The organism is Ruminococcus sp. XPD3002, from assembly GCA_900119535.1.
In the GTDB taxonomy this organism is placed as follows: domain Bacteria; phylum Bacillota; class Clostridia; order Oscillospirales; family Ruminococcaceae; genus Ruminococcus; species Ruminococcus flavefaciens_H.
Map to the genome: position 1 here is coordinate 12,932 of FPJT01000002.1, position 24,495 is coordinate 37,426.

Here is a 24,495-nt window from a genome sequence, read left to right on the forward strand (position 1 = left end):
TAGTGTTGAAAAACCTTGACAATCGACGGAAAAAGTTATATAATAAAAATGTATAAATTGTCTGAGAAACATAGCGACATTTATATAAAATATGCCGCAAGGCAGATTGGAGACTACTATGGAATACCTCGAAAACAGGGAGCTTTCATGGCTTAAATTCAACAGCCGTGTTCTTGAAGAGGCGGCGGATGAACGTAACCCACTGCTTGAAAGACTCTCGTTTTCTGCTATATATCAGAGCAACCTCGACGAGTTCTTTATGGTAAGAGTCGGTTCTCTGACGGATGCAGCAGTCAATTCCCCCAAGCGTCCCGACAGCAAGACGGGTATGACTCCCGCTCAGCAGCTTGACGCCGTATTTACTGCTGTCCGCCGTCTCAGACCTGCTGTTGAAGAGACCTTCACAAAGAATATGCAGGAACTGAAAGCGGTCGGATACGAACACGTTAACTTCGGAAATGCGACCCCGGAGGAACTCAGCTTCCTTGAACTCTATTTCAAGCGCGAGTTGAAGCCTTTTATCACGGGTATCGTCATAAATGATGCACTTCCGTTCCCGTTTCTGAAAAACAAGGCGATATATGCCGCAGTACAGCTTGCCTCGAAAAAAGGCGTAGCTATCGGAGTTATCCCCATAACCCGTGACAACAGCGAGCGTATCATCCCTCTCGGAAACGGCGGAAAGCGCTTTATACTCGAAGAAGAGGTCGTGCTGAAATACGCTCATCTTATGTTCAAGGGCTATAAGGTCCTTGACAGAGCGCTTATACGCATCACAAGAAGTGCAGATATCATGGTATCGGGCAAGGGTGCGGAATTCCGCGAACGTATGGAAGAGCTTGTGGCAAAGCGCAAAAAGCTTGCACCTATGCGCCTTGAAGTCTTCGACGAGTTCAGCCGTGACGCTACGGACTATATCTGCCGTAAGCTGAAACTCAAAAACGACCGTGTGTTCCATTCGCATATACCGCTTGACTTATCCTATCTCTTCGAGCTTCAGGAAATGGACCTCTCCCCCGAACTTCACTACGTTAAGAGAGTTCCGCAGAAGTCGGCGATGCTGAGCGATACAAGGTCCGTGTTCGCACAGGTGAAAAGCAAGGATATACTCCTCAGCTATCCGTTCGAGTCCATGACCACATCCTTCATCAGACTGCTGGAGGAATCCGCAGTTGATCCGAAGGTCACTTCCATAAAGATAACCCTTTACCGTCTTGCACGCAACAGCAAGGTCATAAGCGCATTGTGTACTGCTGCCGAAAACGGCAAGGATGTACTGGTAATGATAGAGCTTCGTGCGAGATTCGACGAGGCGAATAATATCGAGTGGTCCAAGATACTCCAGAATTCGGGCGTCAATGTTATATACGGGCCGAAGGACTACAAGGCACATTCAAAGCTCCTGCTGATAACAAGAAGGGCAAGAGGCGGCGGATTCGAGTACGTAACACAGGTCGGTACAGGCAACTACAACGAAAAGACCTCTGCACTCTATACGGACCTTATGCTCCTTACCGCAGACAGAGATATCGCTGCCGATGCCGAGGATGTTTTCACAGCGCTTCAGAACGGCACATTCGTAGAGGATACAAGAAAACTTCTTGTGTCTCCCCTTGCACTGCGCCCGCAGGTTCTCGCACTTATGGATGAGCAGATAGATATTGCACGTTCGGGCGGTTCGGGATACATTGCTGCAAAGATAAATTCCCTCAGCGACAGGACTATAATCGATAAGCTGGTGGAGGCATCACAGGTAGGAGTGAAAGTTGAACTCGTTGTAAGAGGCATATGCTGTCTCGTTCCCGGAGTTCAGGGATACACCGAGAATATAACCGTAAGAAGCATCGTCGGACGTTTCCTTGAACACAGCCGTATATTCATATTCGGCAAGGATTCCAAGGCTCAGAAGATGTATATAGGTTCTGCGGACTACATGAGCAGGAATACTATCCGCCGTGTGGAGGTGGCTGCACCTATAGAGGATGAGCGCCTTAAAAAGCGCATCCGTGAGCTGTTCAGAACTCTTATGGCGGACAATGTAAAGGCAAGAGTCATGAACAGTGACGGCAGCTACAGCCGTGTGGCAATGAGAAGGGCAAGCGATGTTCCGCTGAATTCTCAGGAGGCACTCTACGATGACGCCTACAAGAGACTTTCGGACCGTCAGGCTCGTCAGGAGCGCCTTAAGACAAACCTTGAAAAGAGAACTGCAAAGAAGCCTGCATCAGGCAGAAAAAAGTCAGCTCCGAAGACATCAGCTAAGAAGAAAAGCAGTAAGTGACCTATTTGGCATAGTTTCATCAAGCAACGGAAATGAACACACCTCAAAGGTGTGACATGTATCATATTAAATAAAGGAAGAGGAATTAACTATGAACATCATCAATCTTGAAAATGACAACCGCAAATTCATCAACTCACTCGGATGCTTCAAGGTACTGGAGTATGAAAGGGACCTCAGCGTAAATACTTTTACCGCACAGAACGAGTTCTTTATGAGCAAAATGGGCGTCCGCAGACGTCAGGTAGTTATCGGACTCAAAGGAAACAGCGCTGTTATACAGGCAGGTGCTATGCAGTGGACTTCGGGTGCTATACAGGTAACTACAGGAGTCAAGGGCGTTGGCGACCTTATGGGCAAGATGTTCAAGGGCGCTGTTACAAAGGAATCTGCTGTAAAACCCGAGTATAAGGGCACAGGTGTCGTAGTTCTCGAACCTACATATAAGTACATCCTCCTTGAGGACGTAAGCAAGTGGGGCAAGGGTATGGTCATAGAGGACGGCATGTTCCTTGCATGTGACGGTACGGTAAATCAGAACGTTATCGCAAGAAAGAACGTTTCTTCCGCAGTTCTCGGCGGAGAGGGCATGTTCAACCTCTCACTTTCGGGTGCAGGTGTTGTCGCTTTAGAGAGCATTGTTCCTGCTGAAGAGCTTATAGAAGTACAGCTCAACGGCGACGAGCTGAAGATAGACGGAAATATGGCAGTTGCATGGTCCGCAGAGCTTGATTTCACTGTTGAGAAGGCAGGAAGCTCACTCATAGGCTCGGCTGTAAGCGGTGAGGGACTCGTTAATGTTTACAGAGGTACGGGAAAGGTGCTCATGAGCCCTGTTGCACCTACAAGCGGCATACTCAACGCTGCTGCAAGTGTGGCTGCAAGACCTGTTAAATAATCGGGATAATACTTCACAGCGGAAAGCCGGTAAATGTATCGGCCTGTAATGGACTGATATGGCGGCTTCTGAATTAAAGTAAGAAAAATGTCTTGAAAAAGATAAAAAAATGTGTTATAATTAATGTACACTCAGTAACCGCCGTCAGGCGGTTACTGCCCCGAACTTTGTTCGGGGAGCGCAAATTCTCTGAAATATAAAGAATTTGCGCATTACATTTTTTATGTCAAGCTCATTTTGCCCTTTTGGGCAAAACAAAGTGCAAGAAAAAACTTTAATATTATTTTTCTTGCGATTTGCCAACTAAAAAATGGCTTTGAAAAGCTATAATAAGCCATTTTTTAGTTGTTGAGCAGACATTGATTAGTAAATATCAATTTTACTAAAGAGGATCAAATAATGATAGGTTTTTACAACTATACGGTCATTCTGACATATATGAGCCTTGTCTCATCCGTTCTCGGAATGTTTTTCGCATGCGGATTGTGCGGAGGACAGCCGCATCCCGAATATGCCATGATATGTCTTATGGTCTCGGGACTGTGTGATATGTTCGACGGCAAGGTGGCACGTACCAAAAAGGACAGGTCCGAAGCTGAAAAGAAGTTCGGCATACAGATAGATTCCCTTTGCGATGCAGTATGTTTCGGCGTTCTGCCTTCTATAATCGGCTATTCTGTGGGACTCGATTCGTGGTGCGATATGCCTGTACTGATACTCTTCCCCTTATGTGCCGTAATACGTCTCGCGTATTTCAACGTTGCAGAGGAAGAACGTCAGCAGAAAACATCGGACGTGCGGAAAGTCTACGAGGGACTTCCTGTTACCAGTGTTGCACTGATACTGCCGCTGGTTTACAGCTTCCATAAGGATATCGGAGCTGAATGGTTCCCTGCGGTCTATGGCACGGCACTTTTCGTAATAGCTATCGCCTTTATTACCCGTTTCAAGCTTAAAAAGCCAGGAATAAAGACGATGTTCAGCTTTATAGGCATTGGCGTTCTGGAACTGATATGGCTTCTTTACAAGACCAAGACCAGATGACTGTCCTAAAAGGAGGTATACTATGTCTACACCACATAACAGCGCAGCAGTCGGCGATATAGCCGAGACTGTCCTCATGCCGGGAGATCCGCTCAGAGCGCAGTTCATTGCAGAAAACTACCTTGAGGACTATGTCTGCTACAATAAAGTAAGGGGAATGCTCGGCTTTACGGGAAAATACAAGGGCGTTCCTGTTTCGGTACAGGGAAGCGGCATGGGTATGCCTTCTATCGGTATTTATTCATGGGAGCTTTTCAATAACTACGGTGTAAAGAATATTATCCGCGTAGGTACAGCAGGTGCTATAGCTGATAATGTAGAGCTCAGGGACGTTGTTATCGGTATGAGCGCAAGCACCAATTCCGCATATGCAAGTCAGTACCGACTTCCCGGAGATTATGCTCCAACTGCATCATGGTCACTGCTTTCGGCTGCGGTAAAGGCTGCCGAGGCACACGGAAAGACATTCCACGTTGGAAATATCTTCTCCAGTGATACATTCTATGACGATGCGGACAGCCTTGCTGAGTGGAAGAAAATGGGCGTTCTTGCAATTGAAATGGAAGCGGCTGCACTCTATATGAATGCCGCAAGAGCAGGAAAAAATGCACTCTGCATCCTTACAGTATCGGATTGTCCCCTGAGAGGACTTTCCACAACTGCCGAGGAGCGTCAGACCACATTCCGTGATATGATGGAGATAGCTCTTGAAGCAGCAATAAACGTTTGAACGCATAACTGAATAAAATGATAAGGGGACTCATAAGGACGGTACCCTTATAGAAGTTTTTACACGTGATATTGAGGGAAACCCTTTTGAAAAAGGGTTCCTCTGACGGAGGCGGTCCCCTCTGTCACTGCGTGACATCTCCCCGCACTGCGGGGAGTCACCCTCAAACTCCCTTCCTAAAACTTTCGCCTTAAATTTTCAGCCTGATATATCCCTTAGATGAATATTAAAATAAAAAGCAAAAAATCAGCAAAGGGATATATCAGGCTGAAAATTTGGAGCAAAAAGTCTTTGGAAAAGGTGTACGGGGGAAGAACCTTTCCTCAGAAAGGTTTGCCCCCGATAATTACATATAAAGCTGCTATATGAGTACAACCCTTAAGAGTCCCCTTTTTAATGCACTATTTAAACTGCGAAATATCATTCGTCTTCGGAATAGTCCTCGCTGTCTTCGCTTTCCTCGGACTCTTCCGTTTCTTCGCTTTCGTCTTCATCGTCGGAGCTCTTTGTGGGAGCTTCTGTTGTCGGCTCTGCGGACTTTTCTCTGTCCTTGTATACCGTTACTATAAAGCCGTCCACGTTGTTTCCCGATATCTCGTACTTCTTATCTGTGGGTACGGGTATAGCTGTTGTCTCGGAAGAATCATCCGACGGATAGAAGTACACTTCGTAATTCTCGCCGTTGTCATCTGTGAATTCAAGGTGAGTGCTGTCATAAGGATTTGAACGGATTACGTCGATATATTCCTCAAGACAGAGATTGTTCTTGGTCATGTAGTAAGCATGAGGTTTGCCTACATAGCGGAAGTGCCACGGCTCGTACTGTATGTCCGTGATCTTCTCCTTGCTCTTGGGATAGCGGACAACAAATCCGTATTTATAGCAGTTTTCGCCGAACCACTTGAAGTCGCCCTCGTCCTGGAAATCATAGCTTTCGGTCTCGCTGAAATCAAAGGCATAGCCTGTTTCATGCTCGCTGAAGCCGGGTTTAGCAACACGGGTAGAATCCTCCGAACCCTTGTCTGCAAGGTCAGCCTCATAGAGTTCCTGCTGGAAATCGTTAGTTCTGTAGCTTCCGAATATGATAAGCGTATCGTTGTAATACTTGTTGTAGAAGTCGGTTATCATTTCAGCCATAGGCTCATAGACGGGACGGAGGATAGTGTAGCTGTAATCCACAACGTTGAAATCCCTGCCTGTTTCGTCGTTCATTTCCATGATGCTGACGAGGTCCTCGTCGCCTGAGGTGAAATACTGATGATCGTTGTTTACGAGTATGAGGTTGCCGTAGAACTTATCCTTAGTATCCGCAACAAATGTGGAATACTTCATTTCGTTCTTATCTTCTTCGGAAGGCTCTGTAGGCGTTTCTACATCTTCTTTGACTGCAAACTCTGTAGAACCAACGGTTTCTGTTCGATCGTAAGCGCCCTTTACTACAGATCCGCATACAAACACAACAGCGGCACTGAGGATGAGGTCTACGAAAGTTTTGGTTCTTTGTATACTCTTTGCTTTGCTCAGTTTATTCTTTGGCATTGTTGTTAGCTCCTTCTGCCGTATGATACGGCGCACGAGTTCTTTAGGATGCACATTTGTCTTTATTTATATGTGCGCATTAACATTTATATTATATCACATCGCCGATGAAAAAAACAGCCTTTTTTCAAAATATTCGTATATATGACAAAATATTACATGGACAGAATTGTATATTTTGTGCTGTAGGACGAAAAATACGGTGCATCGGTACTAAAACTATCTTTCTTTAAGTAAAATGCTTTGTACAGCTTTAACAAAAGGACTGAATGATTATTGTACACCTCGTAAAATATGTACAAATCATTAATAAATAATGTAGATAAGTCTACAATCTTACAAAAAAGCCTTGAAAAAAAATATTTCCGATGTTATAATAAATGTATACCCAATAACCGCCATTAGGCGGTTATTGCCCCGAACTCTGTTCGGGGAGCGCAAATTCTTCATAAAATATTGAATTTGCGCGTTTCATTTTTTATGTCAAGCTCATTTTGCCCTTTCGGGCTGAGCAGACATAAATAAATTATAGGATTGTATTTTGAAAATGTTTGATAGAGTCGCTGTGATCCGCCGTTCAATGGGAAAATCGGGATACAGAAATAGATTTGCGTTGATATGATTTCAGGGGGGATAAGGCAGATCTCAGCTATACATGGTTTGGTCTTTATGCTGTACTCACGCGACACAAAGGAGTGATGTTTTGTGATTTGTCCTAAATGCGGTACAGACAATGATAACGGATTCAAATTCTGCGTTAAATGCGGAAGCAGCCTAAGTGATCCCCGGGCTGAAAGCTATGATCAGATCGATATGGGCGGCTATCATACTGAAGAGGAGTTCAATGCCGACAGTAATAAGGGATTTACTATCGGTTCCGGCACTTTTACTATCAGCGATCGTCCGCCTGCTAATGACACAGGTTCGGTTTTCTCGGCAGATGAACTGAATGAATCGGATGAGGAATTCGATTTCAGCGACCTTGAAGAACCGTTCATCCCTACTCTCGATGCGGAGCGTATTGCAGTTCCGCGCCCTGCACAGGAACAGCAGCCTCAGCAGAGACCTGCCTATCCTCAGCAGCAGAATAATGCACCACAGCCTTACAGCGGAATGCCTCAGCAGCCCGTTAATAACTACGGCGGTCAGATGTACCAGCAGCCTGTTATGTACGGTCAGCCGCAGGTCATCGGCTATGATAAAAGCGGTATGCCTATCTACGGACAGCCAGCTGTATACGGTCAGCCACAGGTCATCGGCTACGATCAGAACGGTACGCCTGTTTACGGACAGCCTGCTGTATACGGTCAGCCGCAGATCATCGGCTATGATAAAAACGGTATGCCTATTTATGGGCAGCCAGCTGTGTTCAGTCAGCCGCAGGTCATCGGTTATGACCAGAGCGGTATGCCTATTTACGGTCAGATACCTGTAGTCTCGGAACCGCCTGCACCTCAGCATCAGCAGGGTATGCAGAGTATTCCTCCCATACGTCCTCAGCAGTCTGAACCACTTCAGGAAGCAGAAAAGCCTGAGGAAAAACGTGTGGATATGCCTGACGAGTTCTGGTCCTTCTTCGACGGAGGAAAGTCTACCAGCAGACGTTCACCGGATGACGATTTCTTCGGAAAGTCCGAGCATGTTACGGGAAAAAGCGAGTTTCCTCCGCTGGATACCTCTGCTATACCGCGTACAGAACGTAAAAAGGTCTACATGAGCGATACTCCTATCGTGAATGCAGAGGACCTTGCGCCTAATCAGGCTACAAAATACAATGAGCTTGCAATGCGTAAGACCAGAATGGTAGATGCTTCGGATATGGAGTATAATCCCCGCAAACAGGTCAAGGACAGCATGCAGGTTACAAAAGAAGTCGATGCTGCAAAGCTTAACCCAAAGCTTGAACACAGATCGTATATACATATGAACAACACTCAGCAGGTAAGGGCGGAGGATCTTGAAGCCTATAAACCGAAGCCTGTGAAAAAGAAGAATTATATGGCTGCGGCAGATCATGCTGTCGAGGCTATGCCGAAAAAGAAAGAGAAATATGTCGACGAACTCGATAAAATTGAGCTTCCCGAGTATATGAAGGCTAAGAAGACCAAGAGAAACGAAAAGGTAGAGATACCGTCGCTTCCCGAGGTTGGAATAGAATAAAAAAAGAAAAGGAGATGTAAAAAATGAAGAAGTTTTTGGAAGAATTCAAGGCATTCGCTCTGAAGGGTAACGTTATGGATATGGCTATCGGTGTTATCATCGGTGCTGCATTCGGTAACATCGTTACTGCGCTGACTGACAACTTCATCAATCCTCTTATTGCTGTTATTACAGGCGGCGCTGAGAAGGACGAGAATGGTGTTATGCAGCTTGTCGGAGGTACCTTTACTGTAAGAGGTGTAGAATTCTCTTATGGTGCTTTCATTTCCGCAGTGATCAACTTCCTGATCATCGCACTCATCCTCTTCTGCCTCCTCAAGGCTGTTAACAAGGCTATGGAACTCGGCAAGAAGAAGGAAGAGGAGAAGCCTGCTGAGCCTCCAAAGGAAGAAGTTCTTCTTACAGAGATCAGAGACCTTCTCAAGGAGAGAAAGTAATTCTCTGCATGATAAAAAGGAAACGGCTATCCGTGAGGATGAGCCGTTTTTTGTTTTTTCTTTATTGAGTTCAGCGCAGTTACTTGCTGTTACTTTTGCGGTTAGCACACAGGTTTATGATGCTTGCCGTTAGCAGAGAGATGCCTCCGAGCGCCATAAGTGCCGATTTCTGCTTTATAAGGTATAGTACAAAAAAGATTATCGCCAGAGTGTATATGACCGTTGAAACAGTCATGAGCGGCTTTGAATTTTTCATATCATCCTCTCCTCAGAAGTTTTTGTGCAGTTGTAAGCATTGCTTTGTAATTAAGGAATAATATTATTCCTGTGATAATAAGGCTGATGACGATGCCGAAGGGAACTTTCGCTATTATTACCCAGCACATAACGAAGAGCAGTCCCGTGTTGAGAAGCGAGCTGAGTCCGTTGAAGCGGAAGGGTACATAGTATCTTGCGTCGATTATTCTCGACCAGAAGCAGATGAAGTAGCTGAGGAATGTTGCGGCTGCTGCACCCTGTATGCCCCACTCGGGTATAAGGAAGAAGTTCATTACCAGATTGACAGAGCAGGCTATCAGAGCGGTCCAGAAGCTGTTTTTTGTGTGCTTTGTGGCTGAGTAGATGCTTCCGAGAAACTGGTTGAGACTCATGAACAGTACCGCTATAACAAGTATCGGCGTATAGATATAAACGTCGCCGTACTCGGAATACTGCGACGAATCCACGAATACTGCGGTTACAGGCTTTATCAGCAGAAGGAGTCCCGCAGAAGCTATGAACAGCATCGATTCGTATGCCGAGTATACCTTTTCGTAGAATTCACTTCTGTCCTTTGAATCGTTTTCCGTTATTGCGGACATGTTCCACGCCTGGAAGAATATTGTCGATACCATTGATATGAGGTTCGGTATCTTGTTTGCATAGCCGTATATACCTACAGCACCTGTACCGAGTTCGTGGTAATCGCTGTGCATGCTGTTGATGAACATACGGTCCGAAAGGCTTGTGATAGTCCACATAACAATGGTCGGTATAAGAGGACCTGCAAAATACATCATTTCCTTGCCGAGTTCCTTGTCAAAGCAGCGGATATCTGTGTATTCGTGGAGTCTTGCTACTATGAACAGGAACAGCGATGAACCGAGGTCCGAAAGGATAACTGCAAGCATGAAGCCCTTTACGCCCATGTGAAGCCCTGCAATGAATATCAGGTTGAAGATGAGAAGAGTCAGGGTAGCGAGTATGCCGTCCAGAGAGAAGAGCTTGACCATATCCCTCGCTCTTACGAACTGCTGACACAACATTCGGAAGGACGATGTTATAACGTAAACTATCAGCAGCAGGGTGTAGCCTTTAAGGTAGTTCAGCGCAGGTATGAAGCTCAGCAGCGGTACTATCAGCGTCATTATCGCCATACCCGAGAAGGTTATTATTCCCGATGTGGTAAATACCTTGCGCTTGTCGTAGTTCTTGTCCAGACCGAAGCGTATAAGGTATTCCTGAAGCGCAAAGGTGAATATCGGCTGAAGGAACAGCGCCGTAGGTTCAAGAAGTTCCTTGATTCCCGAGGCATCTGCGCTGAGATAATGGGTATAAAGACGGTTCAGCAGAAGTACGAGGATCTTTGAGCCGAAGCTTCCGACAGCGAAGACCATCGTATTCAAGGCCAGCTTTTTGTATTTGTTCATTTTTTCACACTCCGAAGTATCAAATGCATAATGTCCGATTATGAATGCTTTGCATTCATTATACCACAAAAGTGAAACGTTGTGGTATAATTGCCCGATATGCAGGGAGCAAATCGAAGATTTGCGTATCTGCAAGGGCATTCAGATAAAGTATAATGAATGCTTTGCATTCATTATACCACATAATTTTGCATTTGTCATCTTTTTTGAAAAAAGTGTTATCGGAAAAGAAAAAATCGGATACGGTGAGAGGGTGAGGACCGTATCCGACAAAACTTATTAAGTTTCTTACTTGTTCCAGAAGTAGTGTGCCTGTCTGAATTCGTATTTGGCTTTTGCTGTGTTGAATGTAAAGTAATCAACAACTCCATTGCAGTAATATTCTACTGCTCTGCACTTGTTTCTTACCTTGTCAACAAGAATGTTTCCTCCGTTGATGTCTTTTAATTCGTTGTCTGAGAGATTTTTAAATTTGTTATCCATTTTTATTCCTCCATTGTTGTTATCAGCTTTTTGTCTTTGCTGTATGACATGATTATACGCCCGATGAGGAATAAATTCAATATTTTTCCGTTTATCGGCAGGTGAAATCGTGTTAACGGTAAAATAAGCTCTTTTTTTTGTGAGGGTGTAAAGTTTTTTTGGTTTACCCCCTTGACAAACAATGTTATATGGTGTATAATATGTAAAGTATTTTTGGATTACACCCACTTGACAGGTGATATCTATGGCTAAAGAACTTAAATTCGTTATGCTGCTCGACTGCTACGGCGACCTTCTCACCGAGCATCAGCGCAATATCATGGAGATGTACTACTGCGAGGACCTTTCCCTTGCGGAGATAGGCGAGCCACTCGGCATTACACGTCAGGCTGTTAGAAGCCTTATCAAACGTACCGAGGAACTGCTTCTCAACTATGAAAGCAAGCTCCACTTCGCCGAAAGGCTCCGCTCAATGAGAGAGTGCTTCGGGAATATCGCTGAGCTCTCAGAGAACGTCCGCGACAGTGTACTGAAAGAAAAAATATCCGCCGAGATCACTAAAGGACTCGGTTTGTTATAAAGGAGGCCGATGTATGGCATTTGAGGGACTTTCCGAAAAACTCAATAACGTCTTCAAAAAACTGAAATCCCGCGGCAAGCTTACCGAGGCCGATGTAAAAGAGGCTATGCGTGAGGTAAAACTCGCACTTCTCGAAGCCGATGTAAGCTATAAGGTCGTTAAGGACTTCGTGGCTAAGGTCTCTGAAAGAGCCGTCGGAGAGGATGTTCTCGCAAGCCTTACTCCTGCACAGCAGGTAATCAAAATTGTTAACGAGGAGCTCGTTGAGCTCATGGGCAACAGAAATGCCCGTATAAATTTCGCTTCTAAGCCGCCGACAGTAATCATGATGTGCGGACTTCAGGGTTCAGGTAAGACCACACACGCTGCAAAGCTCGCCAAGATGCTTAAAAAAGAGGGACACCGTCCCCTGCTTGCAGCCTGCGATATCTACCGTCCTGCTGCTATCAATCAGCTTCAGGTCGTAGGTCATAAGGCAGATGTAAAGGTCTTTGAAATGGGACAGACAAATCCTGTTACCATTGCCGGCGAGGCTCTTAAGTACGCTAAGGATTACGGTCACGATGTCCTTATTATAGATACCGCAGGACGTCTTCATATCGATGAGACTCTCATGCAGGAGCTTAAGGATATCAAGGAGCTTACAAAACCCGACGAGATCATGCTCGTTGTTGATGCTATGACAGGTCAGGACGCTGTTAACGTTGCCAAGGCTTTCGATGAGGCCGTAGGCATCACAGGCGTACTTATGTCAAAGCTCGATTCCGATACCAGAGGCGGTGCTGCACTTTCAGTACTCTCTGTTACGGGTAAGCCAATAAAGTTCGTTGGTATGGGCGAAAAGCTCGACGATTTCGAGCAGTTCCACCCCGAGCGTATGGCTTCACGTATCCTCGGTATGGGCGATGTTCTTACCCTTATCGAAAAGGCTGAGAACGTTATGACTCAGCAGGATGCGGAAAAACTCAGCAAGAAGTTCAAGGAGAATAAGTTCGATATGGACGATCTCCTCGATCAGATGAAGCAGATAAAGAAAATGGGTTCGATGAAGTCCATAATCGGTATGCTTCCAGGCGTAGGCGATAAGCTTAAGGACGTGGATATCGATGACAGCCAGCTTAACCGCATAGAGGCTATGATAACTTCCATGACAAAGGCTGAACGCGCTAAGCCTTCTATTATAAATCCGTCAAGAAAAAGACGTATCGCTGCAGGTTCGGGCACTAAGGTAGAGGAAGTTAACCGACTTCTTAAGCAGTTCGACCAGATGCAGCAGATGATGAAGAAGTTTACAGGCAAGAACAGCAAGATGAATATGCGTAAGGCAAGAAAAGCTCTTGCAGGCATGAACTTCGACAAGTATACAGGAAAGGGCGGCGGAGATCTGCCGTTCTGATAAAATGCTTTCAATGCGGTCTCCCGCCGCTTTGATATAAAATTTTTTGGAGGTGAATATACAATGGCAGTAAAGATCAGACTCAGAAGAATGGGCGCTAAGAAGGCTCCTTTCTATCGTGTAGTTGTTGCTGATTCAAGATACCCAAGAGACGGTCGTTTCGTTGAGGAGATCGGTTACTACGATCCCACAAAGGAGCCATCAGTTGTTAAGATCGACGCTGATAAGGCTAAGGAATGGATCGCTAAGGGAGCACAGCCTACAGATACAGTAAAGGTTATCCTTAAGAAGGAAGGCATCCTTTAATTATTAAACAGAAAGAGCAGCCGCTCCGATATGTACGAAAGTGACCGCTGCTGAGCTTTATGCTCGGTGGCCGAGCTTGCTTTCAACGGGGAAGATGCTGCCCGCAAAGAGTCTCTATGGAGGACGACTTATGAAAGATTTACTTTATGCAATTGCAGCAGGTCTCGTTGAGGACAAGTCTGCTATCAAGATCGTAGAGGATGAGCCTGACGCTGAAGGCGTTATCGTATTTCACCTCTCCGTTGCTCCCGATGATATGGGACGCGTAATTGGTAAGCAGGGCAGGATCGCAAAGGCACTCAGAACTATCATGAGAGCCGGCGCTGCTAAGAAGGATCTCAAAGTTTCTGTTACTATTGAATAATTGGAAAATAACTTATCCGCTGATCGCTCAGCGGATTTTTCTTTTTATAGCCATTTTTTCTTTCGGAAGAATACAAGGCTTACTATCACTATGATCATACTTATCGCTATGACTATCGGATAGGATGCCTTGTATTCAAGTTCGGGCATGTATTTGAAGTTCATTCCGTACCAGCCTGCAATGAGAGTAAGAGGCATGAAAATGGTCGTAACTATGGTGAGTATGGTCATGATGCGGTTCTGCTTTATGTCCAGCTGTGACTGGTAAAGCTCGCGTATCTGTGCGGTGTAGTCGCGGAGTGCGGCTGTTGTATCGTGCAGACGTACTATGCGCTGTGTGAAAAGATGGAAATAGCGTACATTGTCGTGGCTGAAGAAATTGTTCTCGTTTTCTTCGAGCTCCTGCCCGAGGTCCTCCAGCTGTTCATAGTGGATACGCATATCACGGAGGTTGCTCCTTATTTCGCTGAGACGCTTGGGGTAGTTATCCTCGTTGCCTGCAAGGATATTGTCCTCCATTTCGTCGAGCTCTGCGTCAAAGCGTTCAAGGATAGTCTGGTCGATACTGATTATCTCTTCAAGGAAATCGTATATGAAGCGTTCGAGAGAAGGCTTTGTCCAGCGCTTTGTTTTTATGATGCCCTGTATTATTTTTTCTGCTGTACCGCTGTCATCTATGAAAACGATGCCTTTTTCGTCGAGTGCGAAGGCAAAACGACTGTTCTCGCCTGATATGTCCTTTCTGTCGGGAATGGAGAATGTACCTGTAAGGGAATCGTAGTTCACTTCGGCTTTGGTGCTGTGTATCTCGGAGGTTATGTCAAGTTCGATGCCCATATCGAATTGTGAACTTCTGCTGAGCCATTCCTCGGTAGTAAGTACTGCTACGTATTTCTCCTTTTCGTTTTTTGGATGGATATCCTTACGCTGTTCAAGCGTATTTTTTATTATATAGTACATTTCTTTCATCTCCTGAGAGTTAGTGGAATATGAACATTCAGATAAATATATAATGAATGCTTTTGCATTCATTATATCATAAAAGCGAAGCGTTATGATATAATTGTCCGATATGCAGGGAGCAGATCAGAGATCTGCGTATCTGCAAGGACATTCAGATAAATATATAATGAATGCTTTTGCATTCATTATATCATATAATTAAGTTTATGTAAAGCCGCTTCATAGCTGATTGTATTGACAGCCGTATACAGGTCTGATATAATTATTGTGTTTGCAGGAAACAATAAGATGAAATGAGGATGAAAATGATATTCAGAATACCGGAGTATTACAGAAAATTCCGCTGTATTGCCGATAAATGCCGCGATAACTGCTGTATCGGCTGGGAAATAGATATAGACGATGAAACAGCAGACTTCTATCGTACTGTGAAGGGTGAGTTCGGGGAAAGACTGAAAGATTCGATCAACGAAGGTTCTTTCATACTTACAGAGGATGAACGCTGTCCCTTTCTCAGCCGCAGTGGACTCTGCGATATATTCACTTCTCTCGGCGAGGAGCATCTTTGCCAGATATGTACGGATCATCCGCGTTTTTTCGAGTGGTTCGGTGCAGTCAAAGAGGGCGGCACGGGTATGTGCTGCGAGGAAGCAGCAAGGCTGATACTTTCAGAGGACATGGTACTCACGGAGGAGGTTGTCCCCGACGAGGAGTGTGACGAATGCGATGAGGTACTGTATGATCTGCTCTTTGAAGCGAGGAACGCTGTTTTCGGCATACTGAAAGAGCGTCCCCTTGCGGAGGCGGTAAGCTGTATACTCGGATTTGCGGAGGAATTACAGATACGTATGGATTCCGGGGAATTCTCTCTGCCCGAAGATATCGTCTGTATAGCTCCGGAAGTCCCTGATATACCGTCGGTCATCGGTTTTTACTCGGAGCTTGAACCCATTGATCCTCAGTGGATACCTTTCATCAGTCGGCTGAATGATAAAAATGAGGGACACTGTCCCCTTCCCGGGCATGAGATAATGCTGAAAAGAGTTGCTGTGTATTTCATATACAGGTATTTCATGAAGGGAGTTTTTGACGGCGAGATACTGTCCCGTGTCAAGCTTGCGGTACTGAGTACCTGGTTCATAGGCTTCATATGGCGGAAAACAGGTTCATACGGAGACGATGCCGCATGGCTTGCGAAGAACTACTCCAAGGAGATAGAGTATTGTCAGGAGAATATCGATGCTCTTGCCGATGCCTCCTACACTATGCCCTGCTTTTCTTCCGAGAGACTTGCAGGAATGTTTTATGAATAAAATAAACGAGCTGTTCACAGTAATGAACAGCTCGTCTTTTTATGTCTTTATGCCTGTGGTGTTATCAGCCGCCGTTTTTGCGGAATGAAAGGAAGTCTGCCTTTCCGCCTACGGACTGATATGAGTAGAACATGAGGATGAGAGATGCATCAGATGCGTCTATCTTTCCGTCCTCGTTTGCGTCAGCAGCCTTTAACTGTGCTTCAGTTGCGTCCGGCTTGTCGCCTACTGAAAGTGCAGAATAGATCATAAGAACTGCGGATGCGTCGGATGCGCTTATCTTGCCGTCGCCGTCCATATCACAGAGAGTGATCTCAGGCTCGGGTGCCTTTGTTGTTGCAGGGATCGTTGTAGTTGCAGGTGCTGTAGTTACAGGTTCAGTTGTTGAAACAGCAGGTTTAGCTGTGGTCTTTACAGCATCAGTTGTTGAAACAGCAGGTTTAGCTGTGGTCTTTACCGCATCAGTTGTTGAAACAGCAGGTTTAGCTGTGGTCTTTACCGCAGCAGTTGTTGATACTACAGGTTTAGCTGTGGTCTTTACAGCAGCAGTTGTTGATACTACAGGTTTAGCTGTGGTTGTTATTGTAGTAGTGGCTGTTGTAGCCTTGGTAGTAGTTGTAGTTGTTGGCTTGGTGGTTGTGGTAGTAGTGGTAGTTGTTGTTGGCTTGGTAGTTGTGGTTGTAGTGGTAGTAGTTGGCTTGGTAGTAGTTGTAGTAGTGGTAGTAGTAGTAGTTGTTGTTGTGGTTGTCGTAGTTGTAGTTGCCTTTGCTGTAGTTGTTACTGCACTCATGGACTTCAGCTCTTTCTCGTTGATAGATACGAGCAATACTGATACGCTGAGGTCTGAACCCTCTGCTGCAAATGCAATGTCTGATGTCTTTGTTGATATCGGGATGATAGTGATAACTGCCTTGCCCTTTGCATCAAATACAGCTTCTTCCTTTACCTTTACAGAGTCTGCGCCCTTTGTTATAACGAGCTTCTTGCCCTCTGCCTCTGATGCAGGCTTTGCTGTTATCTCTATTGCAGTTTCTTTGCCGCGTGCTGTAAGGATGCGGCTGCTGTCTGCATAGATGGATACGATGTTATCAGGTACGATTACCTTTGTTGTCTGCGCCTTTACTGAAACTGCACTGTAGCTTCTGCATGAATCGGTTATCTCAAGTGTGAGTGAACCTGAAGGAAGTGCGCCCTTTGAAGCCTGTACAGCGAATGTGTTGGTATAAGGCTCATCCTCTGTGATTATAGGTGTTACAACGCAGTCAACTGCCTTGTCACCTGATTTTACGATAACGCTCTTGTTTGTAACCGATGTTACATCCATGAACTTTGTGAATGTGAGAACGATATTTCCGTCGATAACAGCTGCACTGTCTATCTCAGGTGTTTCAAGGCTTATTGCCGAGAAGTTAACGTCTGTACGTATCGGAGGAACGTCCATCCAGTCACTGAACTGAGTCTCATAACCGTCCTTTTCAAACTTGACTCTCCAGAGACCTTCCGGAACATCCCATGCGTATTCACCGTTTTCATCGGTGGTCAGCGGATTCTTCTGGTCGAAGTCCTCCGAATTCCACTCTGTCTCCTCGCCTGATTCTGGATCCTTGTAGTATACCGTCATTTTCGCTCCCGCGACTCGATTCCGTCTGACGGCTTCGTAAACAAATCCGCTCGGATCGATGAGTACTCCGATATAGCCGTTTTCTGCGTATGCGATCTCTTCATCGAGTTTTGCATTGAGCCACTTGAAGATTCCGCCTACTATAAGATGTGCGGTTATAGCGCCGACTATACCGCCGACCACAGCTCCTACAGCAGTTCCTGCACCGGGGCAGATGAATGTACCGATAGCTGCGCCGATCTTGGAGCCGATAGCTGTACCTGCCTTGCCTACGAGTGCTGAGCCTACCAGTGTATAGCCAACTTCTGCGGCAGCAAGTCCGAGAGTCTTTGCAGCAAGTACACCGCCGTTGTCAAGCTTGCTTATACGCTGCATTCTGTCTACGGTCTTTACGCCTGTGTCGATAAGGCTGATAGTCTTTGATACAACGTCATAGCCCTTCCATAACTTGTCTACAGCAGCGCCTGACGGGTTGTTCTTAGCCCATTCAGCGATCATGCTCTTATCGGATGGCTTGCCTGTTACGAGGTCTATAACGCCGTCGATTATGTCTTCGCCTGATGTAACGAATATATCCGAGAATTCAGGTTTTGCTGCATCCTTGAAGGATACGCCCTCTCTCTCGGCAGGTACTCTGAGTGTCTGTGTACCTGTTGCACCTGTCCAGTTGTATACATCGCTGTGTGAAACAGAGGTGTTGTCCTCGGACATAGCGCCGTTTCTTTCGTATGTGTCGAATACATGCTGTGCGGCATCGGATGAAGAAGGAGTACGTACATAGAAATCGTATTCATTGCCGTTCTCGTCAACTGTTTTTACAGGTGATCTTTCAAATCCGTATGCTGCGGGATCCTTTGCAACGGTATCTGCATCGACTAATTCGCCGTCTACATATACCTTATCTGTGGTATCAGTATAGATAGAAAGTGATGTATCTGTCTTTCCGTCTGAAACATTTACCTTTGAGATGAACGATGATTCGTCCTCGAATACAACGTCCGCAGTTGAATTCTTCTCGATATTGTCGGGAAGATCGATGAGTCCTGCATCGCTTATCTTGTCGGGAGTTTCGCCGTTTTCGTCTGTAAGGAAGTCACTTGCAATATCATCGGGGATATCGATCTTGTCCTTGCTGAAATCGAATGTAGCCGAATCGTTTGTTATGAAGCTTATGTTCAGTGCGCCGGGAACATAGGATCTGTTGCCGGGATCGAAATATCCGTAAGCTACCCATGCTTTTCTTTCGGGTACCCAGTTTGCCTCGATAGACTTTGTATCATCGCCCTTTCTGCTTATAACGAAGAGCTTGCTGATATTGTCCGAATTGGACATCTCTATCTCGAATTCAAATGGATATGAAGGATTGAAGCTGATAACGGGACGCGAACCCTCTGTGAATACAGGGGTTATATCCATATGCTGACCGCCGCCGTTATAGCTGAGATATACAGCCTCTACCATAGGCTTTGAAGGTGCGTAGTTTACTGTTATGGTCTTTGAATTGCTGTCGCCGATAGCTGCATATATCTCGTAGTTTTCACCGCTTTCCTTCTTTGGAAGTTCAAGCAGTGAGGAGTATTTTCCTGTCTTTTCGTTTGACTTTACGGTTGTGAGCTTCTCGCCGTCAACGAAGATGTCAACATCCTTGTCGGGAGCAGCGATACCTCTTACTGTAAGTGAATTTGTGTTTATGCTGTTCGGAGCACTTACTGTTACGAGAGGAGTCTTTACGTCAACAGTACCGATGCCCTCACGCCATGTTTCGTCATCGTATGTGAAAGTAAGTGAAGCTGTTACTCTGTGAGTGCCGTATTCTCTTACCTTTGCGGCGAATTTGACTGTATCGCTGATCTCGGTAAGTTCCTTTGTAAATACCGTAAGGTCGGGATTGCCCTCGTCGGAGATGCTTGTGTATACAAGCTCCATGCCCTCGGGGAGATTTACCTGAAGTACGGGCTTTACGTCCTCTTCAAAGAGGAAAGGTGTGAGCTGATAGGTGAGAGAGAAGTTTACAACTCCGTCAACACCGATGCTGTCAGTGTTTGCAGAGAGGTTGATGTTTCTCTTATCAAGTATCATGAAGCGCGGATCATAGAGCGATACGCAGTTGGTGAATGAAGTTGATCTGAATCTGAAATCCTTGACAGGTGAAATTACCTCGCTGAGGCTTGTGCAGTTATAGAATGAAGAATCAAGGATACGATCTACCTTTGAAGGAAGCTTTACTGATTCAAGAGCGGTACAGTTGTAGCACATGCTCTTGCTGAGCTTTGTGAGACTGTCGGGAAGTTCGAGTTTCTTAAGTGATGAGCATTCAGAGAATATGCCGTTTCCGATCAGTGTAACTGATTCGGGCAGAACAGCTTCTTCAAGCTTTGTGCAGTAGCTGAATGCAGATTCTCCTATCTCCTTGACTGTATCGGGGATAACTATATTTGTGATATTTTCTCTGAAAGGCGAAATCATATCATAGGTTATCTCTTCTGTATCGTCCTTGAATGTAAGAGTTCTGCTGAGGATAGTGCCTTCATCAACGTAGAATGCATAGCTTTCTATATTTGTAAGAAGGCCTGATACGGATATCTCGGAAAGTGAATTACAGCCTGAGAATGCAGAGCCTGATATTTTCTTTACGCTCTTTGGGATATCAACAGCTGTGATAGATGAGCATCTTGCAAATGCATCCGAGCCTATAGTTTCGAGTGTTTCGGGAAGTGCTACGTTCTGAAGCTTTTCACAGCCGTTGAACAAAGAGTTCGGTATAGCAGTGAGTTTAGCCGGGAGAACAGCTTTTTTGAGTGAGATACAATTGTTGAAAGCGCTGTCTCCGATAGTTTTTACTGTATCGGGGATTGTTATCTCTTTGAGCTTTTCATCGTATTCAAAAGCATAGTTGCCTATTGATGTAAGTGCTGATGAGAGAGTTACGCTTTCAAGAGCATCACAGTATCTGAATGAACCGTTTCCGATAGTCTTTACGCTGTCGGGGAGAACAATGCTCTTTATCTTGTCGAGGTCATAGAATGCCTCATCCTCTATCGATACTACTGTATCGGGGATAGAAACAGATGCAATGTAACCTGTCAGGCCGTAGAACATTGTCGGGGTTATCTTCTTTGAACCCTCTGATACTGCGATATCGATAGTTACGTCATCCATTGAATATGCCCAGGTGTCTACAGATTCAACAGTATCGGGGATAGTAAGCTTTTTGATAGCAGGGCAGTTTGAAATTACGTAACTGCTAATGGTCTCTACGCCGTATGGTATTTCAAGTTCAGCAAGTGAAGTACAGCCGCTGAACAATGAAGAGCTGATCCTCTTAAGACCTGATGAGAGCTTGACATCAGTAAGAGCGGCACAGTCAGAGAATGCGCCCGAACCGATGACCTTTACTGTATCAGGTACGGATACCGCCTTGACGGGAGTGTTTGCAAATGCGTTTTCTCCTATCGATGAGAGACCTTCGTTAAATGTGACTGCTGCAAGCTTTCCGCAGGAGCAGAATGCTTCATTTCCGATAGTATTCACGCTTGCGGGGAGTTCTATGGAAGTGATGCCGTCGCAGTCATAGAAGGCCGATTCGCCTATTGTTTCTGTTGTATCGGGAAGCTTTACAGCTGTGAGCTTATCGCAGTCATAGAATGCTTCTTCGCCGATAGTCTTAAGTGTTGAAGGAAGCTTAACGGCAACAAGTGTGTTCCTTAAAGGAGATACCATGATGCTGTTTACCTTTTCGGAACCTTCACTTATTATAAGTGTTCTTTCAACAACTTCGTCATCCTTGTCATAGCTGTATTCAAATGCATCGTAGTACACATCCTTAAGCTTATCGGAAAGAGTTACATCCTTAAGAGCCTTTGTATTATAGAACGCACAGCTTCCGATAGTCTTTACTGATTCGGGGATAACTATCGATGAAAGTGATGTACAGTTGTTGAATGCGCCTGACGGTATGTCAGTGAGAGATGATGAAAGGGTTGCGGAAGCAAGCTGAGGGCACTCCGAGAAAGCATATTCACCGATCTTTGTAACGCTGTCGGGGATAGTTATGCTTGCAAGGTGTCCGCAATTATTGAACGCATTGTTTCCGATGGATACGAGACTGTCCGGAAGCTCGATAGCCGCAAGATTGTCATATCCGTTGAATGCGTCGTCGGATATCTCTGTAGTGCCTTCCTTGACCTTGATAGTGGTCTTTTTAGGCATCTCACCCTTGTATCCTACAAGAACCTTTCCGATGTATACGAGACCGTCCTTGACATTTTCCTCCCATTTTGTATTGCAGAACGGTCTTGCGCCGAGATGTGTTATATTATCGGACATCTCTACCTTTTCAAGATCATAACAGCAATCGAATGCATAGCTTCCTATGGATTCCACTGAATCAGGGATAGTTATGCCTGTAAGTCCGGTACAGTTTTCAAATGAACGGTAGCCTATGCTGATAAGGCCTTCGGGAAGTGTAACTGATGCGATATCACTGTTGCCTGAGAAAGCGTAATCTGCGATACCCTTTGCCTGCGAGTCTATTTCAAGGTCGAATGCTTCGGGGATGCGTCCCTTATATCCGAGTGCAACTCCGCCTGCATAGACAACGCCGTTATCCTGTGATTCAAACCATGAGGTGCTGCCAAGCGGATTGCTTCCTGCACTTACAAGGCTATCGGGGAATGTCACATCTGCAAGCGCATTACAATCGCAGAATGAAGTACTGCCGATACGTGTGATGCCTTCGCCGAGGACTACCTTTTCCAGTGAGTCAACGTCATAGCAGTAATCATCGGGAATGAAAGTTCCGCCTGTGATCTCCAGATATGTAAGTGATTCGGGGATATCATAGAACAGAGCGCTGAGACTCTCGGAACCGCTCATGGTGTTTCCTGCGAAAGGAAGTGTGAGCTTTTCAAGTGAAGAATCGCCGTTGAATATGTTCGAGCCAATTTCCTGAACGCTGTCAGGGACCTTTATCTCCTTTACAGCACTCATGTTCGAGAATGCATATTCACCGATCTTCTTAAGTGTTGAGGGAAGTCCCAGTGAGACTGCTGCCGAGCAGGAATTGAATGCGTTGTTTCCTATTGAAGCGACATTTTTTCCTATAACGATCTTAGATGCACCTGAACACTCACTGAACGCATAGTCGCCAACGGATGTTACGCTGTCGGGAATGATGATCTCGCCGAGAGAAGTACACTTTGTGAATGCGTTTCCGCCTATCTTTGTCAGCTTATCGGGCAGCTTGGCAGAAGAAAGGGATCCGCACTCAGCAAAAGCGCTGTCGCCTATTTCGGTTACAGATGATGCGATAGTAACATCTGTTATACTTGTCCCGTAAGCAAAGTAAGGGGAAATGATCTTGCCGCCTGTTACCTCTATCTTTTTGAGAGTTTCGGGGACAGAATAGAATATGTCGTCGAGGGCAACGGGTTTTCCGTCGGAATTATCAGCGCATGGCAGAGAAAGTGATTCAATAGCGTTGCATCCGTAGAAAACATTGTTTCCGAAAGACGATAAGCTCGGTATACTTACTGAAGTAAGGCTTTCGCAATAGCTGAAAGCATCCGAACCGATAGTCTTGAGGCTTGAAGGAAGACTCAGTGAAGTTATCTTACAGCTTGCAAAAGCATTGGTGCCTATATCTGTGATGCCTTCGCTGAATTTTATCTCTGTAAGACCTGTAGAGTTGAATGCACTGGTTCCGATAGTTTTCAGGCTTGCGGGGAATTCAACAGATATGAGCGAAGAACAGCATGTGAAAGCGTTGTCTCCGACTGACTCCAGAGAAGCAGGGAGGGTAACGCTTGTCAGCATCTCGCTGTACGAAAAAGCATTGTCGCCTATGCTTGTGATAGTGTCTCCGAGGACGAGTGCGGTCAGCGACTTGCTGCTGTTGAAATAATCGGAGGGGATAGATGTTCCTCCTGTTATTTCAAGTGTTTCGAGAGATTCGGGATAAGAACCGTTAAAGAGGTGTATGAGCCTTGATTCCGAATTGTCGCCGTCTGCTTTGAGTCCTGCAAACGGAAGGACGAGCTTCTTTACCGACATACAGTCCTGAAGAAGCTTTGCGCTTAATGCAGTTATCGTACTTTCGATGACGATAGTTTCGATATCACTGCTGTAATCCAGTATCTTGTCTGACTTATAGGTCAGATCTACTGCTGAGCCTGTACCGCTGATCACCAGTGTGTGAGAGTCGAGATCATAGGTCCAGACAGAGTCTTTGCCGCAGGCTTCGCTTATTGTGTTCTCGCCGAGAGTAACAGCTGAAGCATCCGAAGTAAAGACGGGATCGCCCGAAGCCGCTTCTTTAAGGTCTTTTTCAGAAGCATCGGACTTTTCCTCCGCTCTTTTGGTACCCGATGTCGGGATCGTAAGAGCGCCTGCAGGAAGTGTCTGTACTGCCATATTGCTCAGCATCATTGCCGACATTACAGCAGAAAGAATCTTCTTGCTCTTCATGGGATATCACTCCTTTGAAATAAATTTGAGAGGGAAATGAGATGAGTGCTGATAAATGGTCAGATAACAGAATGGGGAGCTTTCATATTTTCATCACATATCCAACATATATTATACTCTTTTCTATATTTAATTTCAATAGTGATATAGCCATTTTATATATTAAAAAATAAATATATTTTGGCAAATCGGGAAGGACTGGTATTTGATTGTTGAACAAACATTAAT

17 protein-coding genes are annotated in these 24,495 nt (G+C 45.4%); 11 read left to right on the plus strand and 6 right to left on the minus strand.

Annotated elements, in window-relative coordinates; all coding sequences use genetic code 11:
* Window positions 1-118 precede the first annotated feature (118 nt).
* The 4 genes from ppk1 (at window position 119) to deoD (ending at window position 4,953) form a co-directional block, all read left to right on the plus strand.
* Window positions 119-2,281 (plus strand): polyphosphate kinase 1, encoded by a 2,163-nt coding sequence (gene ppk1, locus BT127_RS01500; protein WP_075423265.1) that lies wholly within the window; start codon window positions 119-121, stop codon window positions 2,279-2,281.
* 91 nt (window positions 2,282-2,372) lie between these two features.
* Entirely contained in the window at window positions 2,373-3,179 is an 807-nt protein-coding gene (locus BT127_RS01505; RefSeq protein ID WP_075423266.1) for an AIM24 family protein, read from the plus strand.
* Window positions 3,180-3,578: 399 nt separating this feature from the next.
* Entirely contained in the window at window positions 3,579-4,223 is a 645-nt protein-coding gene (locus BT127_RS01510; protein WP_075423267.1) for a CDP-alcohol phosphatidyltransferase family protein, read from the plus strand.
* A 22-nt stretch (window positions 4,224-4,245) separates the two neighbouring features.
* A complete protein-coding gene (gene deoD, locus BT127_RS01515) occupies window positions 4,246-4,953 on the plus strand; it encodes a purine-nucleoside phosphorylase (RefSeq protein ID WP_075423268.1) in 708 nt (235 codons plus the stop codon).
* 420 nt (window positions 4,954-5,373) lie between these two features.
* On the opposite strand, the gene BT127_RS01520 is transcribed toward deoD, so the two are convergent.
* Window positions 5,374-6,492: a M15 family metallopeptidase gene (locus BT127_RS01520; protein ID WP_075423269.1), complete on the minus strand. Its 1,119-nt coding sequence runs from the start codon at window positions 6,490-6,492 to the stop codon at window positions 5,374-5,376.
* Window positions 6,493-7,197: 705 nt separating this feature from the next.
* On the opposite strand from BT127_RS01520, the gene BT127_RS01525 reads away from it, so the two are divergent.
* Entirely contained in the window at window positions 7,198-8,652 is a 1,455-nt protein-coding gene (locus BT127_RS01525) for a zinc ribbon domain-containing protein (protein WP_075423270.1), read from the plus strand.
* A 23-nt stretch (window positions 8,653-8,675) separates the two neighbouring features.
* Window positions 8,676-9,089 (plus strand): large conductance mechanosensitive channel protein MscL, encoded by a 414-nt coding sequence (mscL, locus tag BT127_RS01530; protein WP_075423271.1) that lies wholly within the window; start codon window positions 8,676-8,678, stop codon window positions 9,087-9,089.
* 79 nt (window positions 9,090-9,168) lie between these two features.
* Here the strand turns inward: mscL and BT127_RS16660 are convergent, their stop codons facing one another.
* The 3 genes from BT127_RS16660 to BT127_RS01540 all read right to left on the minus strand — a co-directional run bounded on the left by BT127_RS16660 (window position 9,169) and on the right by BT127_RS01540 (window position 11,260).
* Window positions 9,169-9,345 carry a hypothetical protein gene (locus BT127_RS16660; RefSeq protein ID WP_173541921.1) on the minus strand — a complete coding sequence of 59 codons (177 nt, stop codon included), beginning with the start codon at window positions 9,343-9,345 and terminating at the stop codon, window positions 9,169-9,171.
* A gap of 1 nt (window position 9,346) precedes the next feature.
* Window positions 9,347-10,777, minus strand: coding sequence for a lipid II flippase MurJ (locus BT127_RS01535; RefSeq protein WP_075423272.1), 1,431 nt, complete (start codon window positions 10,775-10,777; stop codon window positions 9,347-9,349).
* A 288-nt stretch (window positions 10,778-11,065) separates the two neighbouring features.
* Window positions 11,066-11,260, minus strand: a complete 195-nt coding sequence (locus BT127_RS01540; protein WP_075423273.1) for a bacteriocin — start codon at window positions 11,258-11,260, stop codon at window positions 11,066-11,068.
* Window positions 11,261-11,504: 244 nt separating this feature from the next.
* On the opposite strand from BT127_RS01540, the gene ylxM reads away from it, so the two are divergent.
* From ylxM to BT127_RS01560, 4 genes are all read left to right on the plus strand, one after another.
* Window positions 11,505-11,840 (plus strand): YlxM family DNA-binding protein, encoded by a 336-nt coding sequence (ylxM, locus tag BT127_RS01545; protein WP_075423274.1) that lies wholly within the window; start codon window positions 11,505-11,507, stop codon window positions 11,838-11,840.
* A gap of 13 nt (window positions 11,841-11,853) precedes the next feature.
* Complete coding sequence (ffh, locus tag BT127_RS01550; RefSeq protein ID WP_075423275.1) at window positions 11,854-13,236, plus strand: signal recognition particle protein; 1,383 nt, start codon at window positions 11,854-11,856, stop codon at window positions 13,234-13,236.
* A 63-nt stretch (window positions 13,237-13,299) separates the two neighbouring features.
* On the plus strand, window positions 13,300-13,542 hold the full coding sequence (gene rpsP, locus BT127_RS01555; protein ID WP_075423276.1) for a 30S ribosomal protein S16: 243 nt from the start codon (window positions 13,300-13,302) through the stop codon (window positions 13,540-13,542).
* Window positions 13,543-13,672: 130 nt separating this feature from the next.
* A complete protein-coding gene (locus tag BT127_RS01560; protein WP_075423277.1) occupies window positions 13,673-13,906 on the plus strand; it encodes a KH domain-containing protein in 234 nt (77 codons plus the stop codon).
* 44 nt (window positions 13,907-13,950) lie between these two features.
* On the opposite strand, the gene BT127_RS01565 is transcribed toward BT127_RS01560, so the two are convergent.
* Window positions 13,951-14,865 carry a magnesium transporter CorA family protein gene (locus tag BT127_RS01565; RefSeq protein ID WP_075423278.1) on the minus strand — a complete coding sequence of 305 codons (915 nt, stop codon included), beginning with the start codon at window positions 14,863-14,865 and terminating at the stop codon, window positions 13,951-13,953.
* 308 nt (window positions 14,866-15,173) lie between these two features.
* Between BT127_RS01565 and fliB the strand changes: the two genes are divergently transcribed.
* On the plus strand, window positions 15,174-16,181 hold the full coding sequence (gene fliB, locus BT127_RS01570; RefSeq protein ID WP_075423279.1) for a flagellin lysine-N-methylase: 1,008 nt from the start codon (window positions 15,174-15,176) through the stop codon (window positions 16,179-16,181).
* Between the two features lie 64 nt (window positions 16,182-16,245).
* Here the strand turns inward: fliB and BT127_RS01575 are convergent, their stop codons facing one another.
* On the minus strand, window positions 16,246-24,267 hold the full coding sequence (locus BT127_RS01575) for a leucine-rich repeat protein (protein ID WP_075423280.1): 8,022 nt from the start codon (window positions 24,265-24,267) through the stop codon (window positions 16,246-16,248).
* Between the last annotated feature and the right edge of the window lie 228 nt (window positions 24,268-24,495).